At 73.9% G+C, this 24,003-nt stretch carries 16 protein-coding genes; 1 reads left to right on the forward strand and 15 read right to left on the reverse strand.

The features are described from left to right. Positions 1-53 precede the first annotated feature (53 nt). From ACFVX6_RS29815 to ACFVX6_RS29880, 14 genes are all read right to left on the reverse strand, one after another. The gene (locus ACFVX6_RS29815; protein ID WP_389696653.1) at positions 54-1,115 is read right to left on the reverse strand and encodes an FHA domain-containing protein; all 1,062 of its coding nucleotides are present in this window, start codon (positions 1,113-1,115) and stop codon (positions 54-56) included. Positions 1,116-1,228: 113 nt separating this feature from the next. Beyond that, on the reverse strand, positions 1,229-2,554 hold the full coding sequence (locus tag ACFVX6_RS29820) for a VWA domain-containing protein (protein WP_389696655.1): 1,326 nt from the start codon (positions 2,552-2,554) through the stop codon (positions 1,229-1,231). A 26-nt stretch (positions 2,555-2,580) separates the two neighbouring features. Further along, on the reverse strand, positions 2,581-4,575 hold the full coding sequence (locus tag ACFVX6_RS29825) for a protein phosphatase 2C domain-containing protein (protein WP_389696657.1): 1,995 nt from the start codon (positions 4,573-4,575) through the stop codon (positions 2,581-2,583). Positions 4,576-4,578: 3 nt separating this feature from the next. Further along, positions 4,579-7,314 carry a tetratricopeptide repeat protein gene (locus ACFVX6_RS29830; RefSeq protein WP_389696701.1) on the reverse strand — a complete coding sequence of 912 codons (2,736 nt, stop codon included), beginning with the start codon at positions 7,312-7,314 and terminating at the stop codon, positions 4,579-4,581. A 5-nt stretch (positions 7,315-7,319) separates the two neighbouring features. Continuing rightward, positions 7,320-8,627 carry a hypothetical protein gene (locus tag ACFVX6_RS29835; RefSeq protein WP_389696703.1) on the reverse strand — a complete coding sequence of 436 codons (1,308 nt, stop codon included), beginning with the start codon at positions 8,625-8,627 and terminating at the stop codon, positions 7,320-7,322. A gap of 131 nt (positions 8,628-8,758) precedes the next feature. After that, positions 8,759-9,694: a glutamate ABC transporter substrate-binding protein gene (locus ACFVX6_RS29840; RefSeq protein ID WP_389696705.1), complete on the reverse strand. Its 936-nt coding sequence runs from the start codon at positions 9,692-9,694 to the stop codon at positions 8,759-8,761. 203 nt (positions 9,695-9,897) lie between these two features. Beyond that, complete coding sequence (locus ACFVX6_RS29845; RefSeq protein WP_389696659.1) at positions 9,898-11,301, reverse strand: hypothetical protein; 1,404 nt, start codon at positions 11,299-11,301, stop codon at positions 9,898-9,900. A gap of 196 nt (positions 11,302-11,497) precedes the next feature. After that, on the reverse strand, positions 11,498-12,523 hold the full coding sequence (locus ACFVX6_RS29850) for an N-acetylglucosamine kinase (protein ID WP_389696661.1): 1,026 nt from the start codon (positions 12,521-12,523) through the stop codon (positions 11,498-11,500). Beyond that, the gene (locus tag ACFVX6_RS29855) at positions 12,514-13,779 is read right to left on the reverse strand and encodes a 6-phospho-beta-glucosidase (protein ID WP_389696663.1); all 1,266 of its coding nucleotides are present in this window, start codon (positions 13,777-13,779) and stop codon (positions 12,514-12,516) included. The genes ACFVX6_RS29850 and ACFVX6_RS29855 overlap by 10 nt, the downstream gene beginning before the upstream one ends. 5 nt (positions 13,780-13,784) lie before the next feature. Next, positions 13,785-14,702: a carbohydrate ABC transporter permease gene (locus ACFVX6_RS29860; protein ID WP_389696665.1), complete on the reverse strand. Its 918-nt coding sequence runs from the start codon at positions 14,700-14,702 to the stop codon at positions 13,785-13,787. 5 nt (positions 14,703-14,707) lie between these two features. After that, positions 14,708-15,658, reverse strand: coding sequence for a carbohydrate ABC transporter permease (locus ACFVX6_RS29865; protein WP_389696667.1), 951 nt, complete (start codon positions 15,656-15,658; stop codon positions 14,708-14,710). 4 nt (positions 15,659-15,662) lie between these two features. Continuing rightward, positions 15,663-16,997, reverse strand: a complete 1,335-nt coding sequence (locus ACFVX6_RS29870; protein ID WP_389696669.1) for an ABC transporter substrate-binding protein — start codon at positions 16,995-16,997, stop codon at positions 15,663-15,665. 139 nt (positions 16,998-17,136) lie between these two features. Beyond that, positions 17,137-18,384 (reverse strand): ROK family transcriptional regulator, encoded by a 1,248-nt coding sequence (locus ACFVX6_RS29875; RefSeq protein ID WP_389696671.1) that lies wholly within the window; start codon positions 18,382-18,384, stop codon positions 17,137-17,139. 152 nt (positions 18,385-18,536) lie between these two features. After that, positions 18,537-19,634, reverse strand: coding sequence for a mechanosensitive ion channel family protein (locus ACFVX6_RS29880; protein ID WP_389696673.1), 1,098 nt, complete (start codon positions 19,632-19,634; stop codon positions 18,537-18,539). A 261-nt stretch (positions 19,635-19,895) separates the two neighbouring features. Here ACFVX6_RS29880 and ACFVX6_RS29885 point away from each other — a divergent pair, with 261 nt between their 5' ends. Then, positions 19,896-20,450, forward strand: a complete 555-nt coding sequence (locus ACFVX6_RS29885) for an HNH endonuclease (RefSeq protein ID WP_266877654.1) — start codon at positions 19,896-19,898, stop codon at positions 20,448-20,450. A 182-nt stretch (positions 20,451-20,632) separates the two neighbouring features. Here ACFVX6_RS29885 and ACFVX6_RS29890 read toward each other — a convergent pair whose 3' ends face one another. Continuing rightward, complete coding sequence (locus ACFVX6_RS29890; protein WP_389696675.1) at positions 20,633-23,662, reverse strand: beta-N-acetylglucosaminidase domain-containing protein; 3,030 nt, start codon at positions 23,660-23,662, stop codon at positions 20,633-20,635. Positions 23,663-24,003 lie beyond the last annotated feature (341 nt).

Below are 24,003 nucleotides of genomic sequence, written 5' to 3' on the forward strand. Positions count from 1 at the left end.
ACCGGTCACACAGGGGGGGCTTCGCCGCGTTCAGGACCGGGGTGCGCGCCCGGTCAGCCGCGCCGGACGGTGATCGTGGTCCAGGCGCCGACGTGGACCCGGTCGCCGTCGGCGAGCGGAACCGGCACGTAGGGCTGGATCGACTCGTCGCCGTTGTTGATCGTGGTGCCATTGGTGGAGTTCTGGTCCACCACGGCCCAGCTGCCGTCCGGCTGCTGGACGAGCACCGCGTGCTGGTGCGAGACGCCCGGGTCCTCCGGGGGCACCGACAGATCGATGTCGGGGGACTCGCCCGTCGAGGCGCGGCGGCGGCCGATGGTGATCTGGCCGCCGGCGAGCGGGAGGTGCTGCTCGGGGGAGTACGCGGGCAGGTCGAGCCCCGCCGCCTCGGGGCCGCTGCGCTGCATCATCGCCATGAAGTACGTGCGGTCCGGACCGATGGTCGCGGTCCAGGCCGCGCCGCCCTGGGGCTGGTAGGGCTGCTGGTACGGCGGGTGGGCCTGCGGCGCCTGATGCTGCTGCTGGTGGTGCGGAGGCGGCTGGGGCGGCTGGTACTGCCCGGTCCGGGAGGGCTGCTGCTGGTACGGCGGCGGAGGCTGCTGTGCCTGCTGGTGCTGCTGCGCCTGGTGCTGCTGGTGCTGCTGCTGCGGGGGCGGCGGCTGCTGCTGGTACGGGGGCTGCTGGAAGTCCTGGCGCGCCGGAGGCGGCAGCATCCAGTCGTCATCGCGCTGCAGCGGCTCGGCCGGGCGGTTGACCCGGGAGGGCCGCGAGCCCTGGTAGTCGAAGTGGTCCTGGGAGTACGCCGGCGGGGCCGCGGGCGCGCCCGGGGAAGGGGGCTGCGGCGGCGGGGGCATGTCCGGGGAGAGCGGTGCGTACGAGGTCGCCGTACGGGTCAGGAAGTTGTACCGGCACTCCTCGCAGAACGGGGCCATGGCCTCGCGCGGGGTCCGGCACTGCGGGCAGAGCTCGGCCTGTGCCGTCGGCTCGCCGGACGGAGGGTAGCCGTAGCCGTAGGAGGGCGCCCCGGGGGTGCCCGTAGGGGCGGCCATGCGGTGGCCGCAGACCTCGCACCAGTCGTCGGAGGCGGACTGGTGCCCGTTCGGGCAGGTCGGCATCGCGGCGCTTCCTCCTTCTTCCTGCGTCAACGAGGCAGGGTCTGCTTCTGCTGCTTCTTCATGGCATCTGATCGGCGCCTGGTCCGCGCCTGATCAGAGCGTCAAGCTCTACGTCAAGATTTTCGCACTCGAACGGTTTGAGTGGAACGCGTTTCTAGTGTCATCTCGTCCGCGTCGGCGACCTTTGCCTTCAGGCGCACAGTACCCGCCGCCGCATCGACGACATCCACCACCTTCGCGAGCAGCTTGGCGGTGTCGGCGTTGCCCGAGGAGCTCGCCAGCTGCACGGCCCGGCCGAGCTTGGCCGTGGCGCCGCCGACGTCCCCCAGTTTGCGGGCCTCCAGACCCTGCTGGATGGCCTGTGCGAGCTCCGCCTGTCCCGTGTAGTGGGCCACCTGGGGGTTGATGGCGGTGGACGAGGCGAGATCGTCCGTCCAGACGGCGCGGACCAGGCCCTGGGCGAGAACGGCCGGGGCCTCGCCGGGGGCCCCCGGCATGACGAGGGCGGCGCGGGCGGCGAGCATCTCCTGGCCGACGGCCGCGCCCGGGACCCGTACGCACACGTGGTACTCGCGGGACTCGTCGCCCCAGGAACCCGTCGGATAGTCCCCGGCGCGCGGGGACGCCTCCGTGCGGCGGCCGGTCAGGTCCTGCACGGCGGGAGCGACCTGCTTGACGTACATGATCTCCGCGCCGACCGGGGTCCACAGGCGCAGTGAGACGTCCGCCACTTCCTTGCCCATGACCGCCTCCATCATGTGCGTGAAGTCGGCGCTCAGCCGGGCCGGATCGGCCACGATGTCGGCCGTGCCGAGCAGCGCGCTCGCGATGCCGGTGACCTCCTTGACCTCCCAGTCGGTTCCCACGCCGCGGGCGTCACAGGTGAAACGGCCCGCGCAGGCGTCGAGCGTGGCCCGGAGCACGGCCGGGTCCTCGTGCTCGTTGCGGCCGTCGGTGAGCAGGATCCCGTGCCGGATCGCCGCGGTGGACCCGCGCAGCAGGCCGTCGGCGAGGCGCAGCCAGGTGCCGATGGCAGTGCCGCCGCCGGAGGAGAGGCCGCGCAGGGCCTCCTTGGCCTGGGCGCGGGTGGTCGCATCGGCGATGGCCAGGTGCCCCCGGCGGGGGAACACCTCCTTGGCCACGTGGGTACCGGCGATCACCGCGAAGGCGGTGCCGTCGCGGAGGGTGTCGACGGCGGCGGCCGTGGCCTCGCGGGCGCCGCGCATCTTGTCGGGCGGGTACTCCATGGAGCCGGAACAGTCGACCATGATCACCACGGCGGCGCCGCCCGGGGCGACGGCCGTCCGGGTGGCCGTGGCTCCGCCGGTGGACGTGACCGTGACGATCGCGTGGACGTCGCGGGCGCCCTCGGCGAGGAACTCGTTCTGGTACACCTCCACGCTGAAGCGGGGGGCGCTCGGCTTGGCGAAGTTCGCCATCGGTCGCTACTCCTCGAGGACGGGGATCAGGCCTGGGCCTGCGGGGCGGCGGGGCCTACGGCGCCGGCGGGCGGGGTCGGCGGGGTCGCGGCGAAGGGGACGACGGCCACGGTGACGTTGTCGTGCCCGCCGCCGTCGAGGGCGTGCCCCACCAGGACCTGCGCACTGTGCAGGGGCCGGACGGCGGCGTCCTGGGGGAGGACCTGGGCCATGTCGCGGGCGGACTCGGCGTAGTTCCACAGTCCGTCGGTGCAGACCACGACCACGCCGTCGTGGTCGGGCTTGAAGGTGGCGGTGTGCGGTTCCAGGTCGTAGGCATCGGCCCCGAGCCAGCCGGTGATGGCGTGCGCGCGGACGTCCGCGTAGGCCTCGGCCTCGCCCATCAGGCCCGCCGCGACCATCTGGGCGGCCCAGGAGTCGTCCTCGGTGAGGCGGCGGGGCAGAGCGGCGCGGTCGTCGGGGACCCAGTACGCGCGGCTGTCGCCGACCCAGCCGATGGTCAGCAGGCCGCGGCTGACCACGGCGCCGACCAGGGTGCAGGCGGGGGCGTTCTGGGCGCCCGGCACCTCGGGGGCGAGGGCGTTCACGGCGGCGGCGGCCGCCAGGATCGCCTCGTGCATGGCCTCCTGGGGGTGGGCGCCGCGGGGGAGGGCGTCGAGCAGCGCCTCGTTGGCGGCTCCGGCGGCCGCCGCGGAGGCCTCGTCGGGGCGGCTGGCGGAGGAGACGCCGTCGCAGACGATGGCCACGGTGGCGGCGGAGCCGTCGGGCAGCGCGGTGGCCGCGACGGCGAAGGAGTCCTCGTTGCGGTGGTGGCGCAGCCCGCGGTCACTGACGGCGGCGACGCTCCCGAGCTCCTCTTCGAGGTGGTCCCGCTCCCGGGGCTGCGCGTGCCCGCAGTGCTCGCAGTACCCGTCGGTGTCCACCCGCCCGGCCCGGCAGGCCACACAGGTCTTCCCGCCGGCGTCCCCCTGCGGGGCGGGCCCCTGCTCTGCGGGGGCGCCACCGTACGGGGCTTCGCCCTCGGGGTGGTGGCCCTGCGGGGTGGAGCTGCCGAACGGGGCTTCGCCGCCGGGGGCGTGCCCCTGCGAGGAGGGGTCGCCGTACGGGGCTTCGTGCCCCGGGCCGGGGCCCTGGGGGTCGGTACCGTGCCCGGCCGGGTCGTGGCCGCCGGGCGCGGCGCCGTACGGGGTCTCGCCGCCGGGGTGCTCCCCCTGCTGCGCGGGGTGGTCGTAGGGGGAGGCGTACTCGCCGGGGCCCGGGGTGCCGTACGCGTCGTGGCCGTCGTGGCCGCCGTACGCGGCTCCGCCCGCGGAACCCGTGCCCTGCGTGCTCGCGCCGTAGGGGGCGGTGTCCGCGGGGTGGCGACCCTGCGGGGGCGCGCCGTACGGGCTCTCCGGGGCCGGAGGCGTGCCGTGCGGGCCGGCCAGGGGACCGGGGTCGGACCAGCCGGTGGAGCCCGACACCAGGGTGGGGGCGGCCGTGGAGACGCTGCCCCAGCCGGGCGCGGCCTCGCCGGCGTACCCGGGGGCCGCGGGCTCGGCGTAGCCACCGGAGTGCCGGGGCGCGAGGTCCTCCTCGGACGACGGGAGCCCGCGCGCGGCCGGGATCCCGCCCGCCGGGGTGGTGCCCGCATGAGCGGCCGCAGCCTGATCCGCCCCTGCCGGGGCAGGGAAGGCCGAGGCCACCGGAGGCGCCGAGCCCGCCGGGCTGACCGGCGCAGCCGGGGCCACCGGAGCCGTGTGCGCCGGGCCCGCCGGGGAGCCCGGAGCCGCCGGGGTCGCGTACGCCGAGCCTGCCGGGAACACCGGCGTGGCCGGGCCGGCCGCGGGTGGGACGCCCGGAGCTGCCGGGGTCGCGTACGCCGAGCCCGACGGGGGCGTCGGGGGTGCCGTTCGTTCCGGGGGGCCGGGCTCCGTGGGAGCCGGGGTGGTGAGGGCGTAGCCGCAGAGGCCGCAGAAACGGTCACCCTCCTCCAGCGGTTCCGCGCAGCTGGGGCAGCCCGACAGCCGATGCATCGACATCAATCACACCCACGTCCGGGGACGGAAACGGTTTGCCCGCTCCACCAGTTCGATCCTCTCCTCGCCCCGCTGCGCCAGCCGAGCCAGCACGCGGAACGAGCGCTCCAGGCCGAAGCGCAGCCCCCGCTCCTCCAGTTGGCAGCCGAGCAGCGAGGTAGGGCCGGAGTCGGAACCCCGGCTACCCGACAGTACCCAGTCCAGCGCCGAGCCCAGAACTTCCGCCCTGAGCCGCTCGTGGCGCACCGAGTCCAGGCCGAACCGCCCCAGGGCTTCCACCTGCGCCGCGGCCGCCGTCAGATCGGGCAGCAGTGCCTCCTGGGGAGACCGGTCGCGCAGGCGTGCCCGTACTGCCGCCACCCGCGCGGCGGTGTGGTGGATCGAGGCCTCCGGGACGGATTCCAGCGTGCGCACGGCTCCGGCCCGGTCCCCGGCGGCCAGTTGCACCCGGGCCAGCCCGAACGCCGCCCCGACGAAACCCGGATCCGTGGCCCACACCAGCCGGTAGTACTCGGCGGCGTTGTCCAGCTGCCCCAGCACCTCCGCGCACAGCCCCAGCGCCAGCTTCGGCGCCGGTTCGCCGGGGAAGGCGTCGTAGACGGCGTCGAAGGACAGGGCCGCCGTCTCGTCCTCCCCGACGGCCAGCGAGGAGATGCCGCGGGCCCACACCACGCGCCAGTCGTCGGGGTGCCGCACCTCCAGCCGGGCCAGCGCGTCGGCGACGAGCGGCGCGTCGGCGCCGCCCAGTTCGATCCGGGCCCGCAGCTCCCGCAGCCGCAGCTCCGCGGACTCGGCGGGCGCCGAGCCGAGCGCGGTCAGCAGGTCGGCCGGCGCGGAGGCCAGCAGACCCGCCAGGAAACCGGCGTTGGGGTCCCCGGCGTCGACCAGCGGCACGGGCAGCGCCAGCGCGGCCTCGCGGGTGTCCAGCGTGGACGCCTCCGGCCGCCGCGCGGCGGTGATTTCGACGGGCGGCAGCGGTGCGGCCGCCGGTGCCCGGCGCGGGGCCGGCACGCCGGGACCGGCGGCGCGGTGCGTCGCCGTGGTGACCAGCCCGGTCGTGCCGTACCCCGTGATCGGCGAAGCCGAAGGAGCGGCGGGACCCCCCGCAGCCGCGGAGGCCGGATCAGGAGCCGGGGCCGGTCCCGGTCCCGGGACGGCGGCCGGGACCCGCGACGGGGCCGGACCCCGCCCCGTCCGCCCCCGCTTCACGGGCCGCTCGCCCAGCCGGGACACGTGTGCGCCCGACTTGTCGTCGGTGAACAGCCGGTCGTCCGGCACCCGCAGTTCGGGGCCGAAGAGGGTGGAGACCTGCGGCCTCGGGCGGCCCGTCTGGAGCGCGACGACCTCGCGCAGCACCCCCGTCAGCTGGTCCGCCATCTCCTGCGCGGACGCGAAGCGCCGTCCCGGATCCGGGTCGGTGGCCCGTACCAGCAGCCGGTAGAAGGACTCGTACCGCCCGAACACCTCGATGTGCTCCGGGTCCGGCAGCGAGTCCACGAACACGTTCGTGTAGCCCTGGAAGTCGAAGGTCAGCACGGCCAGCGTGCGCGCCACCGTGTACAGGTCCGAGGCGACCGACGGGCCGAGCTCCGCCACCTCCGGCGCCTGGTAGCCGACGGTGCCGTAGATGGCCGACTCCTCGTCGTCCATCCGCCGGACCGCGCCCATGTCGATCAGCTTCAGCTGGTCGGCCTGCTGGATGGCGTTGTCGACCTTGAAGTCGCAGTAGAGGAGGTTCCTCGTGTGCAGGTGGCCGAGCGCCTCCAGCGCCTCGATGCCGTACGCGCACGCCTGCTCCACCGGCAGCGGGTCGCGGCGGCCGTCCGGCCTGCGCCGCTCGTTGGCGATCTCCTTGAGGGATTTGCCGCCGACGTACTCCATGACGATGTACCCGTCCAGCGAACCGGTCCGCTGGTCCAGGTGCTCCACGAAGTTGTAGATCCGCACGATGTTGGAGTGCTCGATCTCCGCGAGGAAGCGCCGCTCCGAGATCGCGGCCGCCATCGCGTCCTGGTCCCCTGTGTCCAGCAGGCCCTTGAGCACCACCCACCGGTCCGACACGGCCCGGTCCACCGCGAGGTAGACCCAGCCCAGCCCGCCGTGCGCGAGGCAGCCCGCGACCTCGTACTGGCCGTGGACGAGGTCGCCCGCGCGCAGCTTGGGCACGAAGGAGTACGGGTGTCCGCACTTGGTACAGAAACCTTCCGTCCGTCCCGGCCGCTCCCCGCGGGCCCGCCCCACCGGCGCCCCGCAGTCCGACCGAGAGCAGAACCGCTTGCGCTCCGGGACCTCCGGGTTCTCCAGCACCGCCGCCGAAGGATCCGGACGAGGCACCTCCGGTACGTTGACCAGCCCGGCGCCCAGGCGGCCGCGGCCCGACCCCGAGGCGGCCGAACCCGAACTGCGCACCGACACCGACCGGGTGGACGCGGCCCCCGAGAGGGCGCGCGAGAGCCGTCCCGACACGGAACGCCGGGAGGAAGACGACCTCGACGAGCGGGAAGCCCGCGAGGAGGAGGACGAGGACCGCCCGGACCCGTGCGAGCTCTGGGATCCGTGCGACCCCTGCGAGTCGCCGTGGCGCGCCGCGCTCGTCATCGCCGTCGGTACGGACACCAGCTCCTCGGCGCCCGCCGCGACGGCGCCGGCCGGCGCGAGCCCGCAGGTGCCGCAGTAGACCTCGCCGCCGCCCATGTCCTCGTACGTCCCCGGGCAGCCGGGGCGCATGCACGCCGTTCCGATCAGACTCACGCGTCCCCCTCCCTCGGCCCGTCGGGCCACTCGTGCACCGGTCGGTGCCCCTGCTGATCCTGCTGGTACCCCTGGTCCTGCTGCGGTGACGGCAACGCCTCGGCCGTCGCCCACTGGTAGCGCAGCACCGCCTGCTCGGCGGCCCGCAGATCGCACGGAGCGCTCCACAGCATCCGCCGGGCGGTGTCGTACCGCTCCATCAGCAGCGGATCCTCCGCCATGCCGAGCCGGGCCACCTTCGCCCTGTAGGCGTCGAGCCTTCCGCGCAGCTCCGCGCGCACGGCCAGCGGAGCCGTCACCGCGGTCAACGATTCGCGGGCCCGGCGCAATTCCTCCTCGGCCCGCTCCTCCAAGGACTCCAGCAGCGGCGACAGCCGGTGCCACTGGGCCCGGCGCCGGTACTCGGCCGCCGCCGAGAGCTGCTCCTGCAGCGCCGTCGGCGGGCCGCTCACCGCGGGCACCTCGGACGCCGCGATCTTCGCCAGCACCTCGCCGCGGGCCACCCGGGCCTCCGCCAGGGTCCGGTCGGCCCGCGAGAGCACGTCCCGCAGCCCGATCAGCCGCTGCTCGGCGTCCTGCCGGACGGTCAGTACCGCCTCGACCTCCCGCCGTACGTCCTCCAGCGCGAGCGCGGCCCGGTCGTAGCGCCCGGTGTCCGGACGGCCGCCACCCGGCGCGGAGCTCCCGGCCACCGCGAACCAGAACGCCAGCGGGTCCTCGATCACCCGGGCCCGCAGGTCCGCCAGCTCGGCCGTGATGGCCTCCAGGTCGTCCCCGGAGGGGTGTTCCCCCGGCCGGACCCCCACCGAGTGGGCGAGGGCGCGGGTGCGGTGCAGTTCGGCGGCGAGGAGGTCGATCCGGGCGGGCAGCGCCGACCAGACGGAGTCCGCGGCGACCACCACGTCCAGGGAGCTCGCGTACAGCTCGTTCATGCGGGACACCAGCTCGGCGAGGGAGAACCGCTCCGCGAGCGGGGCCCCCTCCACCGCGGCGCCGGAGATCAGGACCCCGGGCCCGCGCAGCCGGTCGGTCAGCTCGACCAGGTCCTCGCGGCTCGGCCAGCGGCGCCGCTCGCGGATCTCCCGGGCGGCGCCCAGCGCCCCGCTGTAGGCGTCGAAGTACCGCCACAGCCGGGTGATGGCCGCATCGGCCTCGGCCCACCGCTCCTTGGTGACCCCGGTCAGCCCGGCGCCCTCCAGGAGCCGCCGCCCGGAGTGGTCCTGGAGCGCCAGCAACGAGGTCTCGACGGCCTCGTGCTCCGCACCCAGCCGGGCCAGCGCACGGTCCACGCCGTCCCGGTCCATCACCGCCGGCTGTGCCCCCAAAGACTGCGCTCCCAAAGACTGCGCCCCCAAAGGCTGTGGCCCCAAAGGATGTGCCTCCACCGATCCCGCCTCCGGTCTTGTGACATCGGGCTCAGAATCCGACACCGGCCTCAGTCCCGGTACTTGGGAGCGGGCGGGCCGCCCACGCCGGGCAGCACGGGCTCCAGGTGGTCCCTGTAGGCCCTCATCCAGGGGCTGTTGTCGCCGCCCGCGCGGTAGTCCTCCAGCACCTTGTTGACCCGGCGGACCAGGTCGCCGGCGTCCTTGTTCATGGCCACCCCGTAGAACTCCTTGGTGAACGGGGAGCCCACCAGGGCGATCGACGGGTCCTGCGCGGCCTGGCCGGCAGCGAGGGCGTTGTCGGTGATGATGCCGTCCACCTCGCCCAACTGCAGCCGGACCAGGCAGTCGAGCTGATTGGGCACGCTGACCGGGACGGCGCCGTAGGACTGGGTGGTCAGTGCCGCCTCGGCCGTGGAGCCCGCCGCCGTGCAGATGCGGCGGTCCTTCAGCGAGGCGTCGTAGCCGGTGATCGTCGAACCCTTGGGGGCCAGCACCTGCTGCCCGGCCTCGAAGTACGCCGTCGAGAAGGCGACCTCCTCCAGCCGCTTGCAGTTGACGGTCATCGTGCGCACGACGATGTCGACGGTGCCGTCCTTGAGCGCGGTGATGCGCTGGCTGGTGGGGATGGCCCGGTAGATGACCTTGCCGTCCTCGCCGAATATGTCCTTCGCTATGGCCTTGACCAGGGCGATGTCGAAGCCGTCGAGCTCCCCGGCCGGATTGCGGTAGCCCCATTTGAAGCTGTTCTGGTCCACGCCCGCGACGAGGTGGCCCGCCGCGCGGATCCGCTGGATCGCGGAGCCGTCCAGGCTGTTGGGGCGCAGGCTCGCCTCCGGGTTCTCACAGGTGTCCCCCGGTGCCTGCGGAGCGACGGCCATCCTGGCCGGCTCGCGCACCAGCGAGGAGGCTCCCGAGCCGCCCGGGGCCGCCTGGGCCAGGGGCAGCAGTACGGCCGCCGCCGTCAGCGCGCAGGCCGCGGCCATGGCACCGACCCCGCCCCAGCCGCGCAGCCGGCCCGTCAGCCGCCGCAGGCCGCGTACTTCCTGGACCTCGGCGGCGCCCTCCGCCGAGGCTTCCGCGGAGCCCGTGGAGGCCACGATGCCCTCGGAAGCCACCGCAGGGGTCGCGGTGCCCCCGGACCCCCCGGAACCCTTGCCCGTGCGCTTCACCCGTCCCGGCATCGCTCTCACCTGTACTCCGAAAGCCTGCGCCCGATGCCGAGCAGGGCGGCCACCGCGCCGACGACCGCCAGGGCCGCCGTACCTGTCACCAAACCGTCGAGCGCCCCGAGCCCGTCCCGCGCCGCCCGGGTGAACTCGCGCTGCTCGTGGACCACGGCCTCTTCCAGCGAGGCGTCCACCGTGTCGAAGGCGGTCCCCGTGGGCTTCGGGTGGTCCTTGTCGCCGATGACCTGCCCGACGGCGCCCTGGTAGTCGCCCGTCAAGTCGGTCTGCCGGGCCGCCGCGTGCAGCCCCTTCCACTGCCTCACGCCCTCCGCGGCGCGGGCCACGGGATCGCGGCCGGCCGTGTCGTCGGCCAGCTTCGCCGCCGTCGCCAGCCCCGCGTCCAGGTCCTTCATGTCGTTCGAGAAGTCCACGTCGTACTTGTCGGACTTCTTGTCCTCGGCCAGTACGGCTCCGCGCGACACCAGGGTGAGGTTCTCGTTGGCCCGCGCCTGGAGCGAGGCGATCCGCGCGTCGTTGAGCACCTTGAGCGACTCCTGACCGTCCGTGCGGGCCTCGCTCAGCCCCGACCGGGCGACCGTGTGCCCCGCGGCCAGCCACAGCAGCAGCACCAGCGAGGCGGCGGTCGCCGCGACGAGCCCGTGGTTGAAGACGCGGTTCGTCCGACGGTAGTTGCGCCGCTGGGCCCAGAGCAGGGCGGCGAGGGCGAGCAGACCCGCCCCGAACGAGGCCAGGGGCAGCGCGCGGGCGTCGTCGTAGTCCGTGTAGAGCCGGCCGGTCTCCGCCTCGTAGAGCCGCTGCGCGGCGGGCAGCAGCTGGGTGCTCATCTGCTCGTTCGCGTACCGGAGGTAGGCGCCGCCGAGCGGCAGGCCCTGCTTGTTGGTGGCCCGGGCCTGCTCGATCAGGCCGGCGTAGCGGGGGAGCTGCTCGCTCAGCAGGGTGATCTGCTTGCGGGAGTCCTCGCCGGCCGTGGTGCTGGCGGCCGCGTTCACCAGCAGCCGGGACGCGTTGGCTATGTCCTTCTCGTACCGGCTGCGGACCTCGCGGGGCTCGTTGCCGCCCGCGAGGAACCCGCTGGAGGAGGCGGTGTCGGCGTCCGCGAGGGAGCGGTAGATGCTCGCCGCGTCGGCGCTCAGCGGCTGGCTGCGGCCCACGACGTCGTCGGCCGCGGTGACCCGGCCGGAGATCTCCCAGACGGCCACCGCGCCGAACAGCAGGACCAGTGCGGCCAGGGCCGCGCCGACGATCCGCAGCCGGCCGGGCTCGGTGGTTGCGGCCGCGCGCAGCCGCTCCACACCCTCGGCCCAGGCGGTGCCCCGGCGGGGCAGCCCGTCGGGCGGCGGCGCCGGCGGCCCGGAGGGCGCCGAGACGCCGCCGGGCGCGGGCGCGCGTGATGTGATGGCCACCCTGACCTCCCCCTCGGTCCTTCGTGCTTCGCAGCAGTATGGCCTTAGTGGCGGTCCTCCACAGCACCCGGTCCGGGATCAGGCACGATCCGCCCCGATCCGTCCCCGGTCCTGCCCCGGCCGGTCCCCCCGTCCGCTCCACCCCTTCACCGTCAGTACGCCCCGGGGGCCGCGATGGTTCCGGTGCGGGCACGGTTCATCCGAAATGGGCACGCAGCTTCCCGTAGGCCTCGGGCCCGGCCCCCAACGCGTCCAGACCCAGCAGGCCGGCGCCCAGCACCGGCGCGGCCGTCACCACCGAGACCCGGGCGTGCGGGGCCCGTTCGGCCAGCAGGGCCTCCACCCGGCCGTTCAGCTGCGGATGCCGGGCGGCCAGGACGCTGCCGCCCAGCAGGACGGGCGCCTCATCGGCCAACAGTCCGAGCCGCTCCAGCGCCACCGAGGCCAGCGCCACGACCTCCTCGGCCTGCCGCTCGACGAGGGCCGCGGCGACCGGATCACCGGCCGCGGCCACCGCGAACAGCACCGGCACCAACTCGTGCATCCGTACGGGCTCGACGATGCCCAGGTGCAGCGCCTCGATCAGCGAGTACACGGACTCCCGTGCGAAGTGCCCGGGCAGGGCCGTCGCGAGCTCGGTGGGACCGCCGCGCCCGTCCTCGGCGCGCGCCGCCCACCACATGGCCTCGGCGGCCAGCCCGCCGCCGCCGCCCCAGTCGCCGGAGATCTGCCCGAGCGCCGGGAACCGGGCGGTGCGCCCGTCGGGCAGCATGCCCACGCAGTTGATGCCCGCCCCGCAGACCACCGCGACCCCGCGCGGCCCCCCGGCGTCCTCGCCGAGGCCGGCCCGCAGGATCGCGAAGGTGTCGTTGCGGACCTCGGTGGCCGTGCCCCAGCCGCGCGCGCCGATGGCCTGCGCGAGCAGGGCCTCCTCCACCGGGAGGTCCGCGTTGGCCAGACAGGCCGAAACCCGGACGGCGTACGGGGCCCCGGCCGCGGGCCCCGGCAGCCCGGCGGCCGCGGCCGCCTCGGCGACGGCCTGCGCGAGGACGTCCACCGCCGCCTCGACCCCGACGCGCGGGGGCTGGAAGCCGCCCGCGCGTCCGGTGCCGAGGACGCGGCCGTCCGCGGCGATCAGCGCCACGTCCGTCTTGCTGTTGCCCGCGTCGACGGCGAGGACCGCCGCGGACGCAGGCGGGGGAACGGGCCGGCTCACGCCCATGCCAGGTGCTCCTTGTTGTGCGCGAGGAGCCGGTCCGTCAGCCCCTCGGCGAGGTCGAACTGGCCCACCAGCGGGTGCGCCAGCAGCGCCTTGAAGACCCGCTCGCGGCCGCCGCGCAGCGCCGCGTCCAGCGCGAGGTCCTCGTACGCCGTGACGTGGGCGATGAGCCCCGCGTACAGCGGGTCCAGCCGCGGTACGGCCAGCGGCGACGGCCCGGTGCGGTCCACCCGTGCCTGCACCTCGACGACCGCGTCGTCCGGGAGGAACGGCAGGGTGCCGTTGTTCAGCGTGTTGACCACCTGTACGGCGCTCCCGCCGTCGCCCAGCAGGGCCGCGGCCAGGTCCACCGCGGCCTCCGAGTAGAAGGCGCCGCCCCGCTTGGCGAGCAGTTCGGGCTTCTCGTCCAGCGCGGGATCCCCGTACAGGCCGAGCAGTTCCTTCTCCATCGCGGCGACCTCGGCGGCCCGCGAGGGCTTGGTGCCGAGCTCCCGGACCACCTCGTCGTGCGCGTAGAAGTAGCGCAGGTAGTACGAGGGGACCACGCCGAGCCGGTCCAGCACCGTACGCGGCAGCCGCAGGTCCGCGGCGATGGCATCGCCGTGCCGGGCGATGAGCTGCGGCAGCAGGTTCTCGCCCTCCGGGCCGCCCTTGCGCACCCCCAGCTCCCAGGTGAGGTGGTTGAGGCCCACGTGGTCGAGGTGGATGTCGGCCGGCGTCAGGTCCAGCATCGCGGCGAACTTGCGCTGGAAGCCGATGGCCACGTTGCACAGCCCGACCGCCTTGTGCCCGGCCTGCAGCAGGGCGCGGGTGACGATCCCGACCGGGTTGGTGAAGTCGATGATCCACGCGTCCGGGTTGGACCGCCGGACCCGATCGGCGATGTCGAGGACCACCGGGACCGTGCGCAGCGCCTTGGCGAGACCGCCGGCACCGGTGGTCTCCTGGCCCACGCAGCCGCACTCCAGCGGCCAGGTCTCGTCCTGGAGCCGGGCCGCCTGCCCGCCGATGCGCAGCTGCAGCAGGACCGCGTCCGCGTCCGCGACGCCCGCGTCGAGGTCGGAGGTGGTGGTGATCAGGCCCGGGTGCTCCTGCTTGGCGAAGATCCGCCGGGCCAGGCCGCCGATCAGCTCCAGCCGCTCGGCGGCCGGGTCGATCAGCACCAGCTCGCTGATGGGCAGGGTGTCGCGCAGCCGGGCGAACCCGTCGATCAGCTCGGGGGTATAGGTGGAACCGCCGCCCACCACTGCGAGTTTCATGGTCATTAGCCTTTCACTCCGGTCAGGGTGACGCCTTCGACGAACGCCTTCTGGGCGAAGAAGAAGAGGACGATCACCGGGGCCATGACCAGCACGGTCGCCGCCATGGTCAGGTTCCAGTTGGTGTGGTGCGCGCCCTTGAAGGACTCCAGTCCGTAACTGAGCGTCCAGGCGGCAGGGTTGTCGGAGGCGTAGATCTGCGGGCCGAAGTAGTCGTTCCAGGCGCAGAAGAACTGGAACAGCGCCACGGCCGCGATCCCGGGCTTCGCCATCGGCAGGACCACCCGCAGCAGGGTGCGCAGTTCGCCGCAGCCGTCGACCTTCGCCGCGTCCAGGTACTCGTCGGGGATCGTCAGCAGGAACTGGCGCAGCAGGAAGATGGAGAAGGCGTCGCCGAAGGCCATCGGGATGATCAGCGGCCACAGGGTGCCGGAGAGGTCCAGCTGCTTGGCCCAGAAGAGGTACATCGGGATGACGACCACCTGGGGCGGCAGCATCATCATGGCGATCACGAGCAGCAGCGACAGCCGCCGGCCGCGGAAGCGGAACTTGGCGAGCGCGTAGGCGACGGGCACCGAGGAGACCACGGTCAGCAGGGTGCCGAGGCCGGCGTACAGCAGGGTGTTGCGCCACCAGGTCAGGAAGCCGGGGGTGTCCCAGACCTTCCCGTAGTTGCCCCACTCCCAGCTGTGCGGCCACAGGTCGCGGGTCAGCGCCTGCTGGTCGCTCATCACCGAGGTCAGGAAGAGGAACACGAAGGGGAGGACGAAGAAGAGCGCCGCCGCGACGCCGAGGGAGTGCACGGCCACCCAGTGCAGGGCGGCCCGGCGGCGTGCGGTGCGTACGGCCCGCGCGGAATCCGGAGTACCGGGCGCGGCGGGACGCGGGGTCCGCCGCGCGCCGCGGGTGATGGTCTGGCTCATGATCCTCAGTCACCTGCCTCGATCAGCCCGCCGCGCCGCCGCATGAGGAGCGCGGTGAAGGCCATGGAGAGGGCGAACAGCACCAGGGCGACCACGCAGGCGGTGCCGTAGTCGAAGCGCTGGAAGCCGACGTTGTAGATGACCTGGGGCAGGGTCAGGGTGGATTTGTCGGGGTACCCGGGCTCGAACTGCTGGCCCGAGCCGCCCATCACGCCGGACGCCACCTTCCCCGCCACCAGGGGCTGCGTGTAGAACTGCATCGCCTGGATGACCCCGGTGACCACTGCGAACAGGATGATCGGCGAGATGTTCGGCAGGGTGATGTGGCGGAAGCGCGCCAGCGACCCGGCACCGTCCAGCTCGGCGGCCTCGTACTGCTCGCGCGGTACGTCGAGCAGCGCGGCCATGAAGATGACCATGAGGTCGCCGACCCCCCACACCGCGAGCGCGGTCAGCGCCGGCTTGGACCAGGCGGAGTCCGTGAACCAGCCGGGCGTGGGCAGTCCGACGGCGTCAAGCAGGGTGTTCACCGGGCCGGTGCCCGGGTTGAGCAGGAAGACGAAGGCGAGGGTCGCCGCCACCGGAGGGGCCAGGTAGGGCAGGTAGAACAGGGTGCGGAAGACGCCCGTACCCAGCTTGATCTTGGTGATGAGCAGCCCGATGCCGAGGCCGAAGGCGACCCGGCAGGCGACCATGACCACGACCAGCCACAGGGTGTTGCGCATGGCCGGCCAGAACATCGGGAGGTCGGAGAAGACGTAGGTCCAGTTGTCCAGCCCGTTGAAGACGGGCGGGCGGAAGCCGTCGTACTTGGTGAAGGAGAAGTAGACGGTGGAGACGAGCGGGTAGGCGAAGAAGACGCTGAACCCGATCAGCCAGGGCGACATGAAGGCCGCCGTGCGCAGCGCGGCCCTGCGGCGCTTGGTGCGCAGGGCGGGGGAGAGCGTGCCGTCCATCGGGCTACTTCGCCTTCGCGATGTCCGTGTCGACCTGCTGGTCGGTCTTGGCGAGACCGGCCGGGATGTCCGTGACCTCGCCCTTCTCGACCGCGTACGCGAAGTCCGTGAAGGTCAGCTGGTAGGTGCCGCCGTCGGCCTGCGCCGGGGTGGTGGTCGACTTCGGGTGCTTGGCGATGTCGATGAACGTCTTGAACTCCGGGCTCACCTGGAGCTTGGGGGAGTCCAGGGCGGCCAGCGTGGAGGGCACGTTGTGGATGGCGTTGGCGAACTCCACGACCGCCTCGGTGTCGGTCGTCATGTACTTCGTCAGCTCCCAGGCGGCGTTCTGCTTCTTGCTGCCCGAGGCGATGCCCATGATCGTGCCGGCGAGGTAGCCCTTGCCGTACTCGGCGATCCGGTCGTCGGGGACGGGCATCGGCGCGGTCCCGATCTCGAACTTCACCCCGGCCTCTTTCGCCATGGGCGCCCGCCACTCGCCGTCGATCTGCATGGCCACCAGGCCGAGGTGGAAGGGGTGCTCGGCGCTCCACTCGTCGCCGAAGGTGGTGCGGAACTTCTCCAGCTTCTCGTACCCGCCGAGCTTGCCGACCAGGTCCTTCTGCGCCGTCAGCATCTGTGCGAAACCCGGGTCCTTGGCCAGGTTGGACTTGCCGTCGGCGTCGAAGTACGACGGGCTCCACAGCGCGGCCAGCCGCTGGGGGGCGGTCTCGTAGCCGTGGTAGGTCGGCATGATGCCGAGCTGCTCGTACGAATCCCCCTTGTGAATCGTCAGCTTCTGCGCGGCGGCCTCGAACTGGCTCCAGGTCTTGGGCGGTTCGGTGATCCCGGCGGCCTCGAAGGCGGTCTTGTTGTAGACGAGGCCGTACGCGTCGTTCAGCAGCGGCAGCGTGCACTGGTTGCCGTTGAACTGGGTGTACTCCAGCAGGGTCTTGGGGAAGACCTTCTCCTTGTCGACCCCGGACTTCTTCAGGAAGGGGTTCAGGTCCGCGAAGGCACCGGAGTTGCAGAACTTGCCGACGCTGTCGGTGGTGAAGGAGGAGACCACGTCGGGGGCCTTCTCCCCGCCGGCGCGGAGCGCCTGGTTGATCTTGTCGTCCGTCATGTTGCCCGTGACGTTCACCTTGATGTTCGGGTGGGCCTTCTGGAACCGGGCGATGTTGTCCTCGATGGCCTTGATCTCGCTGGGGGCGGACCAGCCGTGCCAGAAGTTGAGGGTGACGTCCTTGTTCGGGTCGTCGGCGGCCGTGTTGGAGGCGGAGCCCGTACAGGCGGTGGCGAGTACGGATATCGCGGCGACGGCGGTTGCGGCGACGGTCAGGCGGCGGATTCCGGGCATGGCGGAGTCACTCTCTGCGCGGGGGGACTTCCTGGAGGGGTGGTGGTGCAGGGGGAGGCGTGCCGTGGTGCGGGGAGGTGCCGGTGGTGCCGGTGGTGCCGGTGGTGCGGGGTCGTACGGGTGGTGCGGGTGGTGCGGATCAGCGGCGGGAGGTGTCGAAGACCTCGTCGCGGGTGGCCGCGAGGGCGCTCTCCAGAGCCCCGCGCAGTACGGGCCGTTCCCGTACCTCGCCGGTCACCAGGAGGGGCCGGGACGGGGCGAGGTCGGCGAGCTCGGCTTCGAGTAGCTCGCGCAGCGGCTCTCCGCCCGCGATGGTCAGGGCGCCGGAAAGGATCACGACCTCCGGGTCGAGGACCGCGACCAGCGAGGCGAGACCGGTGGCGAGGGCGGTGGCGTACTCCCGCAGGAGCTCCAGGTGGGCCCCCTCGGGCGAGGCGGCGGCCTGGGCCAGCAGCGCGGCCGCCGCTTCGACCATGGCTCCGGACTCGGCCCCGTGCACGGCGCCGTGCACCGAACCGGCCCCGGCCGCCGCGGCCGGAGGCGCTTCGACGCCGAGCCGGGCCGCCATCGCGGGCAGGACCTGTGCGCCGGCCAGCTCCTGGTAGCCGCCGGAGTTGACCCGGGTGACCTGGCGGACCAGGGGGTGCCCGGCGACCGGCAGGAAACCGATCTCCCCGGCGCCGCCGGTCCAGCCGCGGTGCAGCCGGCCGCCGAGCACGAGGGCGGCTCCGAGGCCCTCCTCGTTCCACAGCAGGACGAAGTCCTCGTGGCCGCGGGCGGCGCCGAGGCTCTGCTCGGCGACGGCGGCGAGGTTCACGTCGTTCTCGTACTCGACCGGCATCGGCAGGGCCGCGGCGAGCTCGTCGAGGAGCGTGGGGGACTGCCAGCCCGCCAGGTGGTCGGCGTAGCGCAGCACCCCGGTGCGGGGGTCGAAGGAGCCGGGGGTCGCGATGACCACCCGGTGGATGTCGGCGAGGTGCAGCCCGGCGTCCTTGACGGCTTCGCCGAGGGCGCGGGTGACCTGCTCGACCGGCCCGGTGGACTCCGCGTACGGGAGCTCGTGGCTGCCGATCACCTCGCCGGTCAGGTCGGCCACGGAGGCGAGGATCCGGCCCGGGGTGACGTCGAGCCCGGCGACGTGCGCGGCCCGCGCGTTGACGGCGTAGAGCTGCGCGTTGGGGCCGGGGCGGCCGGTGGCGGTGCCGGTGGCGACGACGAGCCCGGCGGCCTCCAGTCGGGCCAGCAGCTGGGAGGCGGTGGGCTTCGAGAGGCCGGTGAGATGCCCGATCCGGGTCCGGGACAGGGGACCGTGCGTCAGCAGGAGCTCGAGCGCGGCCCGGTCGTTCAGGGCGCGCAACAGGCTGGGCGTACCGGGGGTGGCGGGCATGGGGTGACTTCTCTCTCACCGAGGTGAACTGTTAGGTAAGTTTCCTATTGGTGGGTCGCTCGTGTCAATGGCACTGCGTACACCGCTGCCCCCGCAGGTCGGACCTACGGGGGCAGCGGTGTACGTGCGTGTGGGGTCGTGCGGGGCGGGCGCTACTTCGTGATGCGCGGGCCCGAGGACGAGCCGCCCGCGGCCGGCTGCGGGATCTCCGCGGTGGCCAGGGACTGCGGGGACGTCGGGTTCGCGAGCGCCGACGGCGCGGCCACGGCGGCCGAGGGGTCGGCCGGGGCCGCATCCTCCTCGGGCGCCGGCAGGCCCCCGACGATCCCGATGCCCGCGGCGTCGAAGGCGTCCTTTATCCGCCAGCGCAGCTCGCGCTCCACGGCGAACTGCTGGCCCGGCATCGTCTTCGCCGACACCGACACCGACATCGAGGCCAGCAGCACCTCGTCCAGGCCCAGCACGTCCACCGGACCCCACAGGCGCTCGTCCCACGGGGACTCCTTGGCCATGGTGTCGGCGATGTTCTTGATCACCTCGCGGATGCGGGAGAGGCTCTCGGTGGGCTTGACCTGCACCGCGACGCTCGCCGTGGCCCAGCCCTGGCTGAGGTTGCCGATCCGCTTGATCTCGCCGTTGCGGACGTACCAGATCTCGCCGTTGTCGCCGCGCAGCTTGGTGACGCGCAGACCCACCTCGACGACCTCGCCCGAGGCCACCCCGGCGTCGATCTTGTCGCCGACGCCGTACTGGTCCTCGAGGATCATGAACACGCCGGAGAGGAAGTCCGTGACCAGGTTCCGGGCGCCGAAACCGATGGCCACACCGGCCACACCGGCGCTCGCCAGCAGCGGCCCCAGGTTGATGTCGAGCGCGCCGAGCACCATCAGGGCCGCCGTGCCGAGGATCAGGAACGAGGCCACCGAGCGCAGCACCGAACCGATGGCCTCGGACCGCTGCCGGCGCCGCTCGGCATTGACCAGCAGCCCGCTCAGGGCCGTGCCCTCGACGGCGTCGGCGCCGCGGTTCATCCGGGTGATCAGCTTGGTCAGCGACTTGCGGACCACGGAGCGCAGGGCGAAGGCGATGACCAGGATGAGGAGGATCCGCAGGCCCAGGTACAGCCATCCGGCCCAGTTCTCCTCGATGAAACTGGCGGCGTTCGTGACGCTCTCGTGGGTCTCTCTGATCGTTTCGGACGCGTCCGGGTTGTCGGCTGCGAGCGGGAGCAGGGCGGCAGGCCTGGCCACGGCGGGGTACCTCCAGATGTAGCGTCCTGCCCGCGGAAGGGTGGTGCGGGCAGACCATCCACCCTAACGGGGCACTCGGCCGGACTTGTTGCCGTGTTCGAGGGAGAGACCAGACTCACGCGGGGATGAAGCGGGTGTGGTCGAAAACACCTCGGACCCGTTACGGGCGCGTGGTGGCGCTTCGACCAGCCGTAAGGGGAGACTGGAAAGCAGATCGTCCCGGCGCGAGCCACGCGCCGCCGGCGTACAAGGAGGCAGTCCGTGCCGCACGTCCTGGTCCTCAACGCGTCGTACGAGCCCCTCGGCGTCGTACCGCTCCGTCGCGCGCTCGTCCTCGTCCTGGAGAACAAAGCCGTCTCCCTGGAAGAATCCGGCGCCTTTCTGCACAGCGCGACAAGGGCCGTCCCCGCTCCCAGCGTGGTTCGGCTCAAGCGCTTCGTGCGGGTCCCCTACCGGGGGCCCGTTCCACTCACCCGCCGCGCACTGTTCGCCCGGGACGGCGGCCGCTGCATGTACTGCGGGGCCGTCGCCACCAGTGTCGACCACGTCATTCCGCGCAGCCGGGGCGGGCAGCACGCCTGGGACAACGTCGTCGCCGCGTGCCGTCGCTGCAACCACGTCAAGGCCGACCGGCACCTCGTCGACCTCGGCTGGCGGCTGCGGCACCAGCCGGCTCCGCCGTCGGGGCTGGCCTGGCGGATCATCGGGACGGGGCACCGGGATCCGTGCTGGATGCCGTACCTCCAGCCGTACGGGGCGGAGGATGCGCTGGATCGCATCGGGGTCCCGGTGGCCGCCGCGGCGGTCGCGTCGTAGCCCCCTGAGCCGGGCCCCGGGCCCCCCTAGGGCTCCGCCCCAGACCCCGCGCCTCAAACGCCGGCGAGGCTGAATTGTGCCGCGCAGCGGCAAATCCAGCCCGTCCGGCGCTTGAGGACCAGGTCCGGGCGGAGCCCGGGGAACGGTGGAAGGGCGGGTAGGGGACCAGCCCCGCAGGGTCGCTACGGGGCCACCGCGAAGGCCTCGGCTCCGAGGAGGCTGCAGCCGTAGCGGGTGGCGCGGGTCTCGCAGGTGACCCGGACGAAGCGGGCCGGGCCGGCCGCCGGGTCCAGGTGGACGGAGTCCACCCCGCCGCGGGAGGCCACCGTCGCCGACGGGTGCCAGCTGACACCGTCCGCCGAGGTCTCCACCCGGAACCGGGACGGGTACGCCTCCTGCCACCGCAGCCGCAGCAGCCCGATCCGCGCCGGAGCCGGCAGCTCAGCCTGCCACCAGGCCCCGTCGGCCGCGGGCGAGGACCAGCGGGTGGTCGGGGAATCGTCCAGCGCCCCCGACGCGGGAAACGCCGGGGTCTCGTCGGCCGAGGAGGAGGCCACGGCGGAGCGCAGCAGGTTCGGGCCGGCCGTGCGCGGATGGGCGCGGACCTTCAGCGTGTGCGTCTCGGAGCCGAAGGCGACCGGGACCTCGTAGGTGCCCGGCGCCGTGCCCGCGGCCACCGTGACCTCGACCGGAACGGTCGCAGTCGTACCGCGCGCGGCCGCGGCCGTCTCCGGCAGGCGCACCGAGATCCCCGGCGGCGCAGTCGCCGACAGGGGCCCGCGGACCTCGCCGGGACGCAGCGCGGACAGCTGCGCCGGGATCCGCTGCGGGGCCCCGCCGATCTCCGCGTCCACGGTCTCCGCCAGCTCGAAGCGGGCCTCCGGGCCGTCCGCCGTCCACGGGACCACGCTGTGCACGGCCGGAGCCGGGCCCGACCAGACGAGCCGGACCGCGTCGGCCCGCAGCCCGCCCACGTCCGCCTGGGTCCAGCCCGAGGCCGCCGCCTCCGCGACCTTGCGCCAGCCCTCGCCCGGTACGTGGGCCTCGATCACGGCGCCCCGGCTGCCCGGCGGCAGCGGGTCGGTCATCACGGTCACCACCGACACCGGCCGGGCATCCGACAGCTGGACCGTCCACGCGTCGGCCTGCCGGGTCACCGTGCCCGGCTCGCGGGCCGCGCCGGTCCAGGCGTCGGCCTCGGCCGCCGCCCGCGCCAGGAAGGGGTCCAGCACCGCCTTGTCGACCCGGGCGGCTTCCGCCCCGGACAGCGCCGCACGAGCGGCGGTGAAGGCCTGCGAGGCCTGCCAGGCCGCCGCCCCGTCCCCGCGGGACTGCGCCTGGAGGACGTCGAGGGCCAGCTCCCCGGCCGCCCCGTAGCGCGCGAGCCGCGACAGCCAGGGCCCCGCCTCCTCCGCGAGCGCGGGCAGCCGGTCCGGGGCCTCGCGCAGCACGCGGAAGGCGGCGCGCAGCCGGTCGCCCGCCGCCGGGTCGCCGGAGCTGCGGGCCCGCCAGAACTCCTCGGTCAGCGGGACCAGGTAGGCGGACTCCGGCTGGGCGAGGCCGGAGGAGGCGTTGTTCCCGGCCAGCGCCGCCAGGGCCTCGCGGGCCTTGGGGTCGGGTCCGGCGAGCGAGGCCACGGCCGCCGCCCAGGAGTCGGCGGCCCGGTAGCCGCGCGGGTTCCACGTGAAGTCCGCCGCGGTGAACAGCGGGATGCGCGACAGCGTGCCCTGGGGCATGGCGTTGGCCAGCACGGCCGCCGAACCGCCCGCGACCACCGGGTCGCGTCCCGCGTACGGGCCGAGGAAGATCCGGCCCGGATCCCAGTCGTTGACCGGGTAGTTGTCCATGGTGACCAACGGGTGCTGCCCGAGCGCCGAGCGAGCCCCGGTCATCTCCTGGCCGGTGACCGTGCGCGGCACCACGCCGACGCCCGTCCAGGCCACCTCCACCCGGCCGTCCAGGGCCCCGGCCAGCGCGGTCCGGTAGGGCGTCGCGCCCTCCTGGTAGTACTCCGTCGGCAGCAGCGACAGCGCGGGCGCCCCCGGATAGCGCCGGGCCAGGTGCGCGGCCAGCTCGCCCGCCACCTCCGCGTGCGCCTTCGCAGCCGCCTCCGGGCCCTTGCCGTACCGCTCCCGGTCGGCCCCGCAGCCCCACTCGGTGTAGCTGACGTCCTGGAACTGCACCTGGAACGCCCGGAACCCGAGGTCCCACATGGCGTCCAGCTTGCGGGCGAGCGCCGCCCGGTCGGCCGAGGAGGCCAGGCACATCGACTGCCCGGGCGCCACCGCCCAGGCGAGCACCACCTTGTTGGCGCGCGCCCGGTCGGCCAGCTCCCGCAGCTCCGCCGCCCGCGGCGCCGGGTAGTCGCGGCGCCAGTCCGTCGTCCGGTACGGGTCGTCCCCGGGCGCCAGCAGCAGCCGGTTCAGCTTGGTGCGGCCCATGAACTCCACCTGCGCGAGCCGCTGGGCGGCCGTCCACGGAGTCCCGTAGAACCCCTCCGTGATCCCGCGCACCGGCGCGGACGGCCAGTCCCGTACGAGGACCCCCGGCACCTTCCCGCCGCCCTGGGCCAGCAGTTGACGCAGCGTCTGTGCCGCGTGGAACAGTCCGTCGTCGCCGGCGCCTGCCAGCGCGACCGTGTCCCGCCCCTCGACGCGGCCCACTGCCAGCCGGTAGCCGCCGGCCGGCAGGTCGCCGGCCGCGTCCGCGCCCAGGGCCCGCAGCGCCCGCTCGGCCTGCGGCCCCTGGAGCCGTACGACCGGGACGGCGTCGGGCAGGGGTTCCCCGTCGGCCCGCTCGTGCAGGGTCCGTACGCCCGCCCCGTGCAGGGCGTCGCGGACCACCTGGGCGGCGTACGCGTCCACGCCCGCGGGCAGCACCAGGACGGCCTCGGCGCCCAGCGGCACCGCGCGCGCCGGGTCGGCGGCCATCGATTGCGGCCGGGGCCACACCGCGGGCCCCTCGGCGGCGGCGCGCGCCGGATCGGAGCCGGGGTCGAGCACGGGGGCGGGCACCGGAACGGGCGCCGGGTCGCGCAGTGCGGCGGGCGCCGCGGGCGCCGCGCCCGCGTCCGGCGCGGCGGGTCCGTCCGGAGCGGTCGGCGAGGCGAAGGCGCTGGGAGGACCCACCACCGCCGAGCCGCCCAGCAGCGCGCCGATGACGGCGACCGCCGCAGCCGTGGCCGTGGCCCGCTTGCTGCCCCTGGTCTGCAAGGAGCCACCCCGTCCCGAGTCGTCCCCCGCTCGTACGAATGAGCCAGAGCCCACCATCCGTACGCCCGGGGTGTCAACGTCGGCGGGTGATCTGGCCTGGATCGGCCAGGAATGCGGTGCGGCCGACTGGGTATGGCTGTGATGTTCTCCGGCGCGCGCCGGAGGGTGTTCCGGAGCGCGTTCCCGACGTTCCCGCACGCCAGGACCGATGCTCCGGACGCGTGGTGACCGGCGCGGAGCTCCGCAACACCTCCCGTGCGAGGGGCCGACACAGGCACGTCTGTACGGATTCACGTCCCGCACCGGAGAATTTCCGCTGTCGGTGGTGCGCGGACGGCGCG

Source organism: Streptomyces sp. NPDC058289 (genome assembly GCF_042880975.1).
GTDB lineage: Bacteria > Actinomycetota > Actinomycetes > Streptomycetales > Streptomycetaceae > Streptomyces > Streptomyces stoeckheimensis.